At 69.5% G+C, this 7,345-nt stretch carries 5 protein-coding genes and 1 pseudogene; 2 read left to right on the top strand and 4 right to left on the bottom strand.

The window, feature by feature from the left end; genetic code table 11:
• A pseudogene (locus I7S92_RS06470) lies at positions 1-105 on the top strand (IS5/IS1182 family transposase); the annotation flags it as partial.
• 3 nt (positions 106-108) lie between these two features.
• Here the strand turns inward: I7S92_RS06470 and I7S92_RS06465 are convergent.
• A complete protein-coding gene (locus I7S92_RS06465) occupies positions 109-678 on the bottom strand; it encodes a hypothetical protein (RefSeq protein WP_197642666.1) in 570 nt (189 codons plus the stop codon).
• Positions 679-934: 256 nt separating this feature from the next.
• Complete coding sequence (locus tag I7S92_RS06460; RefSeq protein ID WP_197642665.1) at positions 935-1,489, bottom strand: YqgE/AlgH family protein; 555 nt, start codon at positions 1,487-1,489, stop codon at positions 935-937.
• Between the two features lie 150 nt (positions 1,490-1,639).
• Here I7S92_RS06460 and I7S92_RS06455 point away from each other — a divergent pair, with 150 nt between their 5' ends.
• On the top strand, positions 1,640-2,434 hold the full coding sequence (locus I7S92_RS06455) for a protein-disulfide reductase DsbD domain-containing protein (protein WP_197642664.1): 795 nt from the start codon (positions 1,640-1,642) through the stop codon (positions 2,432-2,434).
• Between the two features lie 89 nt (positions 2,435-2,523).
• Here I7S92_RS06455 and I7S92_RS06450 read toward each other — a convergent pair whose 3' ends face one another.
• Positions 2,524-5,877, bottom strand: coding sequence for an efflux RND transporter permease subunit (locus I7S92_RS06450; RefSeq protein ID WP_197642663.1), 3,354 nt, complete (start codon positions 5,875-5,877; stop codon positions 2,524-2,526).
• Positions 5,877-7,313, bottom strand: coding sequence for an efflux RND transporter periplasmic adaptor subunit (locus I7S92_RS23325; protein WP_197642662.1), 1,437 nt, complete (start codon positions 7,311-7,313; stop codon positions 5,877-5,879). Before I7S92_RS23325 ends, I7S92_RS06450 begins: the two co-directional genes overlap by 1 nt.
• Positions 7,314-7,345 lie beyond the last annotated feature (32 nt).

Below are 7,345 nucleotides of genomic sequence, written 5' to 3'. Positions count from 1 at the left end.
GGCCGGCTGAAGGACTGGAGACGCGTTGCCACCCGATACGACAGATGCCCGGAAACCTTCTTCTCCGCTATCGCCCTCGCAGCAACCGTCATGTTCTGGCTCTGAAACTCAATGAGTCTGGAGCCTAGGTATTGCGTCGACGTAATGAAAACTCACGTTCTTCCCTTCAAACCGTTTCTCAAACACCTTTAGGGACTCATAGTTAGCACTTATTGAGGTTTTCGCCCAGCCGAGCCCCTCCATAGCGGAAATAATCTGGGAATCTTGGCGAACAAAGATAAACTTAAGAATTGCTCCGCGCGTTGCAGCATCAAGTAACTCTTCCATATGCCTCTTTAAGAAGCCATCTGCATAAGTGAAAAGGGTAGTGATCTCTCGTGCATGCTTGATCTCGTCTCTATATGAAATATCGGTAGATGCCTCAAAACAAGATTCAATCCCTGCATTACGGATGCTAAGATCTTTATTGATCCGCTCGAAAATTTCACCAAAGAGCTTCTCCTTTGTTCGATTCTCGAAGATGTATCCAGTAATAGTGCCGACAAACAATACGCTACCAACCATAGATAGCACAACATCAACATCAAAGCCGTTGTAGCTCATTGAAGAGTTGGACACGATAATCAAAATCAATCCCAAAAACGCAACTATCACCAGCCCAAACGAGACACCTTTCATCTAACTTCCTTCCTAAAAGGACAAAATCCGTGCGACTCGCGCAGTTTAGGTCAAATAGGGGCAAAGCTAGTCGGCAGAACATGATCTGTTTGAATGGTTGCCCCCGATCGCCCCCCAAGGTTAACGCCCCACGCGCCCGCCGTGCGTCTGTACAGATGCCAGACGCCCGCCAGACGCCTGCCATACCCTCGACTTCCCCGAAACTCTCCGGATTACCCCAGCGTTCCCAACCCCTTGCGCGGAGTCCCTTGCGGCCTCAGGCCCGCCCCGCCGCCGCACTCAGGGTCAGCGGATCGATCCCCATCCCCCGCAGCGCCGCCGACCACTTCCCGCCATCATCCGCCCCGAACACCAGCCCCTCGGGCGCGGTGGAGGTCAGCCAGTCGTTGCGCCCGATCTCGGCCTCCAGCTGCCCCGGCCCCCAGCCGGAATAGCCCAGGGCCAGCATCGCCTCGCCCGGCCCCCCGCCCTGCGCCAGCGCCTGCAGGATGTCCAGCGTCGCGGTCATGCCAAGCCCGCCGGGCACCTCCAGGGTCGAGCCCTCGGCCTGCCAGTCCGAGGAATGCAGCACGAAGCCCCGCCCGCGCTCGACCGGGCCGCCGAACTGGATGCGGATGTCGCGGCCCTGGGGTGCGCGCGGGATGCCGAGCTGCTCGAGGAGGCCAGAAAAACTCAGCTCCTCCAATGGCTTGTTGAGGATCAGCCCCATCGCCCCATCCGGGGAATGGGCGCAGACCAGGATGACGCTGTGATCGAAGCGCGGGTCGGCCATTCCCGGCATCGCGATCAGGATCTGTCCGGCTAGGTCCATCGAGTCACCTCCCCTTTCCCATGAAGATGGACCCGCCGGGGGCCGGTCTCAAGCCCCGGCGGACCGCTCCGGCGTGACCGCGCGGACACGGTCGCGCGATGTCGCTGCAACGTGATTTCCATCCCCGCGCGGGTTTCCTATCCTGCGGCCATGATCTGCCGCACCCTCGCCCTCGGCTGCCTCGCCGCATCGCCCGCCCTCGCCACCACGCAAGAGGACGTCCTTTCCGCCCGGTTGCGGCCGGGCTGGCAGATGGAGTCGGGCACCCATATGGCGGCGGTGGAGCTGGACCTGGCGCCCGGCTGGAAGACCTACTGGCGCAGCCCCGGCGATGCCGGCATCCCCCCCAGCTTCGACTGGTCCGGCTCGCGCAACGTCAGGTCGGTCCACATCCACTGGCCCGCCCCGGTGGTGTTCGAGGCGAACGGATTCCAGACCATCGGCTATCACGAAAAGCTGCTCCTCCCGGTCGAGGTCGAGCCGGTCGATCCCGCCCTGCCGGTGCGGCTGTCGGTCGAGATGGAGCTGGGCGTCTGCGACGAGATCTGCATGCCGGCGAGCCTCTCGCTGCAGGCCGAGCTCGACACCCCCGGCGCCGCCGATCCCGGCATCCAGTCCGCCCTCGCCGCCCGCGCCATTCCCGCACGCGAGGCCGGGGTCAGCCGGGTGGCCTGCACGGTGGACCCGATCGACGACGGGCTGCGGCTGACCGCGCGGGTGCGGCTGCCGGATCCGGGCCTGGCCGAGGTCGTGGCCTTCGAGACCGGCGATCCGTCCGTCTGGGTCGCAGAAGCCGTCAGCCAGCGCGAGGGCGGCGAGCTGGTCTCAGTCACCGAGCTGGTGGCCCCCTCGGGCACGCCCTTCGCGCTGGATCGGTCGGACGTCACCCTGACCATCCTGGCCGGCGGCGAGGCGGTCGAGGTCAGGGGCTGCCCCGCGCCCTGAACCCGCCCTCTGAAACCGGGAACCGTCCGGCGCGGCAGCGGGTGGCAACGCGGGTGCGGGGGGCTCGATGCCCCCCGCACACGCCGCCCCTACAGGCGTCGCAGCCGCAGGACCGCCAGCACCGCCGCCAGTAGCCAGAGCATCAGGCCCAGCCCGAGGAACAGCGCCAGCGCGGCGATCCCCGGCGTGGCGCCGGCCAGGGCCGGGACCAAAGCCAGAAGCCAGCCCGGCAAGGCCCCCGTCGCCGCCACCTGGACCGGCAGCGCCAACGCCAGCAGGATCAGCCCCAACGCCACCGGCCGCAGCGTGGGGCGCAGGCGCAGGCGCTCCCGCCTCGCCCCCCGCCGCAGGGCCCGCAGCGCCCGTCCCACATCCGCCTGCACCGCCAGGAAGGCCGGCACGACCAGCAGCACCAGCAGCATGCCGAAGCCCAGGCCGAAGACCAGCGTCACCACGGTGGGCTTCAGGAACTCGGCCTGCGAGGACCGCTCGTACAGCAGCGGCAGAAGGCCCAGGAGCGTGGTCAGCGTCGTCAGAAGCACCGCCCGGAAACGGTCCGAGACGCCGTCGACGATCGCCGGGATCAGCCCCCGCCTTTCGGAGTATTCGTCCACCGTGCTGACCAGAACGATCGAGTCGTTGATGATGATCCCCGACATGCCGATCATCCCCACGATCGAGAACATCGAGACCGGGATCCCCCAGACCCAATGGCCGAAGATCGCCCCCACCAGGCCGAAGGGAATCACCGACATGATCACCAGCGGCCGGGTCCAGTGGGCAAAGATCCAGGTCAGGGTGACGTAGATCCCCAGCAGGCAGAGCACCACCCCGACCAGCGCGCCGGACAGGAATTCCTCCTCGGCCGCCGCCTGGCCGGACAGACGCCAGTCGACGCCGAAGTCCTGCGCGATGCGGGGCAGGATCTCCTCCTCCATCACGCGGCCGACCTCGGTTGCGCGCGCGGGGTCCTCCTCGGACAATTCGCCCGAGACAGTGACGAGCCGCAGCCCGTTCTCGCGCCGGACGGTCGAGAATCCGGAGCGGCTTTCCACCGTGACCACATCCGCCAGCGGCACGAAAAGCCCCGGCGCGGCCCGGATCTGGGTGCGGTCCAGGAAATCGGCGGTCAGCTCGGATTCGGGCAGCTCCACCCGGATCGCGGCCTGGCGCGGGCCTTCGGGGAAGGTCGCGGCCTCGATCCCGCCCAGCATCTCGCGCAGGGTGCGGGCCAGGGTCGCGGTGTCGAACCCCAGCGCGCGGCCCTGCGGGGTCAGGGTCAGGACCAGCTCTTCCTTGTCATAGGCCAGGCTGTCCTCCAGGCCCGAGACCTCGGGATAGGCCGCCAGTGCCGCCTTCAGCGCCTCGGCCGCGGCTTTCAGCGTCCCGGCCTCGCCGCCCGACAGGTCGACGGAAAGCGAATCCCCCCCCGACCCGAAGCGCGCGCCGCGGAAGCTGAGCTCCTCCAGCAGGGGATGCGGTACGATCTCGGCCTCCAGGGCGGCCAGGAAGGCGCTGGCCGGCCAGGGGCGCAGGTCCGGGCTGATCAGCTCCATCGTGATCGAGCCCAGGAGGTCCGGTCCCTTGGTCTCGGCGCTGGAGAGGCTGCGCGAGCTGGCGCCGCCGACCTCGGCCAGGATGAAGGTAGCCGGATTCGCGCCATATTCGGCCTCGAACCGGGCGGTCACCACATCGGCGGCGCGCTGCAACTCGTGCATCATCGCCAGCGTGTCCGCGCGCCCGGCCCCCGGCAGCATCGAGAAGGCGCCGCTGACCGAGGCCTGCTCGGGCGGGTTGAAGAAGCGGAACTGCACCTCGCCGCGCAGGAAAAGCGAGCCCTGCCAGGCCAGCGCCAGCAGGCAGGCGGCCAGCACCGGATAACGGCCCCGGATCACCAGCCGGATTCCCGGCCGGATCGCCACCCGGCGCAGCCAGTCCAGCCCCCGGTTCACCTGGCGCGAGGGCCAGTCGTACCAGCGGTCGCGCATCGCATCCTGCATCGCATGGGCCAGGTGGTTGGGCAGGATCAGGAAGCATTCCACCAGCGAGACCAGCAGCACCACCACCACCGTCAGGGGAATGTCGGCGATCATCGCACCGAAATGGCCGCCGATGCCGACAAGGCCCAGGAAGGCGATGATCGTGGTGATCGACGAGGCGAGGATCGGCCCCGACATCCAGCGCGCGGTCCGCTCGGCCGCCTCCTCGCCGGTCTCGCCCAGCAGGCGGACGCGGCGCTCGACGTTCTCCGACACGACGATGGAATCGTCCACCACCACGCCGATCATGATGATCAGCGCGAAGAGCGACATCATGTTCAGCGACTGGCCCAGGACCAGCATCACCGCCAGGGTGCCCACCATGGCGATCGGGATCCCGACGGCCACCCAGAAGGCGATGCGGGCGTTCAGGAACAGGAACAGGACCGCCAGCACCAGCAGCAGGCCGGTGGTGCCGTTGTCCATGAAGAGCATGAGCCGGTCCTTGATCTGCTCGGCCCGGGTGCGGACCAGCTCGACCGTGACGCCGGGGGGCAGGGTCGGCTGCATCGCGGCGGCGACCTCGGCCACGGTCGCCTGCAGGCGGATCGCGTCGCCCTCGGCGGCGCGGTCGACGCGGATGGTCATGGCCGGGTTCGCCCCGACATAGGCCGCGCGCACGGAATTGGCGGCGTTCGCACTGATCGCGGCGATGTCGCCGAGGACCAGCTTGGTCCCGTCGGGGGCCGAGCGCAGGACGATGGCGGCCACATCGGCCAGGCTGCGCCCGTCGTTGCCGGTGCGCAGCCGCGCGCCCTCGCCCAGCTCGCCGGCGGGGCTGTCGGCGGTGGCGGCGGCGATGGCGCCCGCGACCTCGGCCATGGTGAGGTCGTGCTGCATCAGCGCGGTCGACGGCACCTCGACCAGGATCTCGGGCGCGGCAAGCCCGGTGATCGTGGCGCGGCTGATCCCGGCCTCGAACAGGCGCGCCACCAGGTTGTCGGCGAAGCGGCCCAGCTGGTCGATCCCCACCGGGCCCGAGATCAGCACATCCGTCACCCGGTCGCGCCAGGCCGAGGCCGCGACCACCGGGTCCTCGCTGCCTTCGGGCAGGGTGTTCAGCGCATCCACCGCCGCCTGCACGTCCTTTTCCGCGACCGAGAGGTCATGGTTCGGCTCGAACTCCACCGTCACCACCGCCCGCCCCTCGCTGGCGCGCGAGCTGACGCCGGCCACCCCCTCGACGGTCTGCAGCACGGGTTCCAGCACCTGCACGATGGCGCGGTCCGCATCCTCGGCCCCGGCCCCGTCCCAGGCCACGCTGACCGAGACCGAGTTCACCACGACGTCGGGGAAATACTGCGCGCGGATGTTGAAGGCGGCGATCAGGCCCGCGACCAGCATCAGCGCCATCAGCAGGTTGGCGGCCGTCCGGTGGCGGACGAAGAGGCCCAGGATCTGCATCAGCCGCCCGTGCGGCCTTCCAGCCGCTCCAGCGTCGCGGCCGGGATCGCGCCCGCCTTCAGCTCGTCCAGAAGCCGCGCCTTGGCCGCCTCGGGCATGGCCGCGTCGGCCTCGACCAGCGCGACCAGTTCCGCCCGGCGCGCCTCGCTCAGCGGCACCAGGCCCGCGCCCGCGCCGGGGCGCACCGGGCGGATGCGGATGCCCTCGCCCAGAAGGGCCGAGCGTTCCAGCACCACCTCGCGGCCCGCCAGGGCGGCCACCCGGACCAGCACGTCGTCGCCCTGCCGCCGCAGGACCTCGACCGGGATTTCCTGCAGCCGGTCGCCCTCGGCCAGGGCCAGAAGCGTGCCGTTGCGCCCCACGGCCAGCGCGGGCAGGCGGGCGACATCGGCAAGCGGCGGCTCCTCGATCCTGACCTCGACGAAATCGCCGGGCTGCAAGAGCGCCTCCGCCGCCGGCGAGGGGTCCAGCGCGACATAGACCATGCGGCCGGTCTGCCCCTCGGCCACCGCCGCGGCCGCACGCTCGAGGCGGCCGGTCAGGCCGGCGGCGCCCAGCGTCACCGGGGCCGGCCCCAGCGCGCCGTCGGGACCGACCAGCAGCGCGAATTGCGCGGTCGACAGCCGCACCGCCACGTCCAGCGCGGAAGGGTCGATGATCCGGCCGATCACCTCGTTCGCGCCGACCAGCGCGCCGGGGACCAGGGCCACCCCGTCCACGCGGCCGGAGAGCCCGGCGCGGATCTCGGTTTCCGAGAGCGCCCGCTCGGCCTCGGCCAGGGCGATGCCGGCGCGGGTGACGGCCACCTTCGCCTGGTCCACCGCCGCCTCGGCCTGGGCCAGGGCCTGCCGCCGCGACAGGACCGCCTGTTCGGCTGCGGAAAGCGCCAGTTCCGCCGTCTCGACCGCCTGGGACGATCCGGCCCCCCGCGCCTCGATCTGGCGCTGGCGGTCCAGGGCCTGCCGGCGCAGCACCACCTGCGCCTCCGCCGCCGCAAGGTCGTCGCGGGCCAGGATCACCGCCGCCTGCGCCTGGGTATCCGAGGCCGTCGCTTCGGCAAGATCGGCCTGGGCCAGCGCCAGCGCCTCTTGCGCGGGGGCCGGGTCGAGCCGGACCAGGACCTCGCCCGAACGGACCGAAAGGCCGTTGCGGAAGCCCTCCGCGACCCAGACCACGCTGCCCGACTGCCGGGCCCGCAGATCCAGCGCGCGCCGGGCCTCGACCTTGCCATAGGCGGTCAGGACCGGCGTGACCCGCGTCGGCTCCAGACGGGTGACATTGGCCGCGACAACCCGCTCCTCGGCCGGTTGGCCCGGTCCGCCGGGCTGCAGCGAGGCGCGGATCGCCCCGCCCAGCAGAAGTGCCGCCGCCCCCAGAAGGGCCAGCGTCAGGACCAGCAGGAAAAGCCCCGTCAGACTGCGCGCCAGAAATCGCATCCCGTCCCCATGATTGCCGCGCGCAGTCTAGC

Source organism: Tabrizicola soli, assembly GCF_015999335.1.
Taxonomy (GTDB): domain Bacteria; phylum Pseudomonadota; class Alphaproteobacteria; order Rhodobacterales; family Rhodobacteraceae; genus Tabrizicola; species Tabrizicola soli.
Note: the sequence above shows the minus strand (reverse complement) of the source record. Positions and strands in the feature narration are given on the sequence as shown.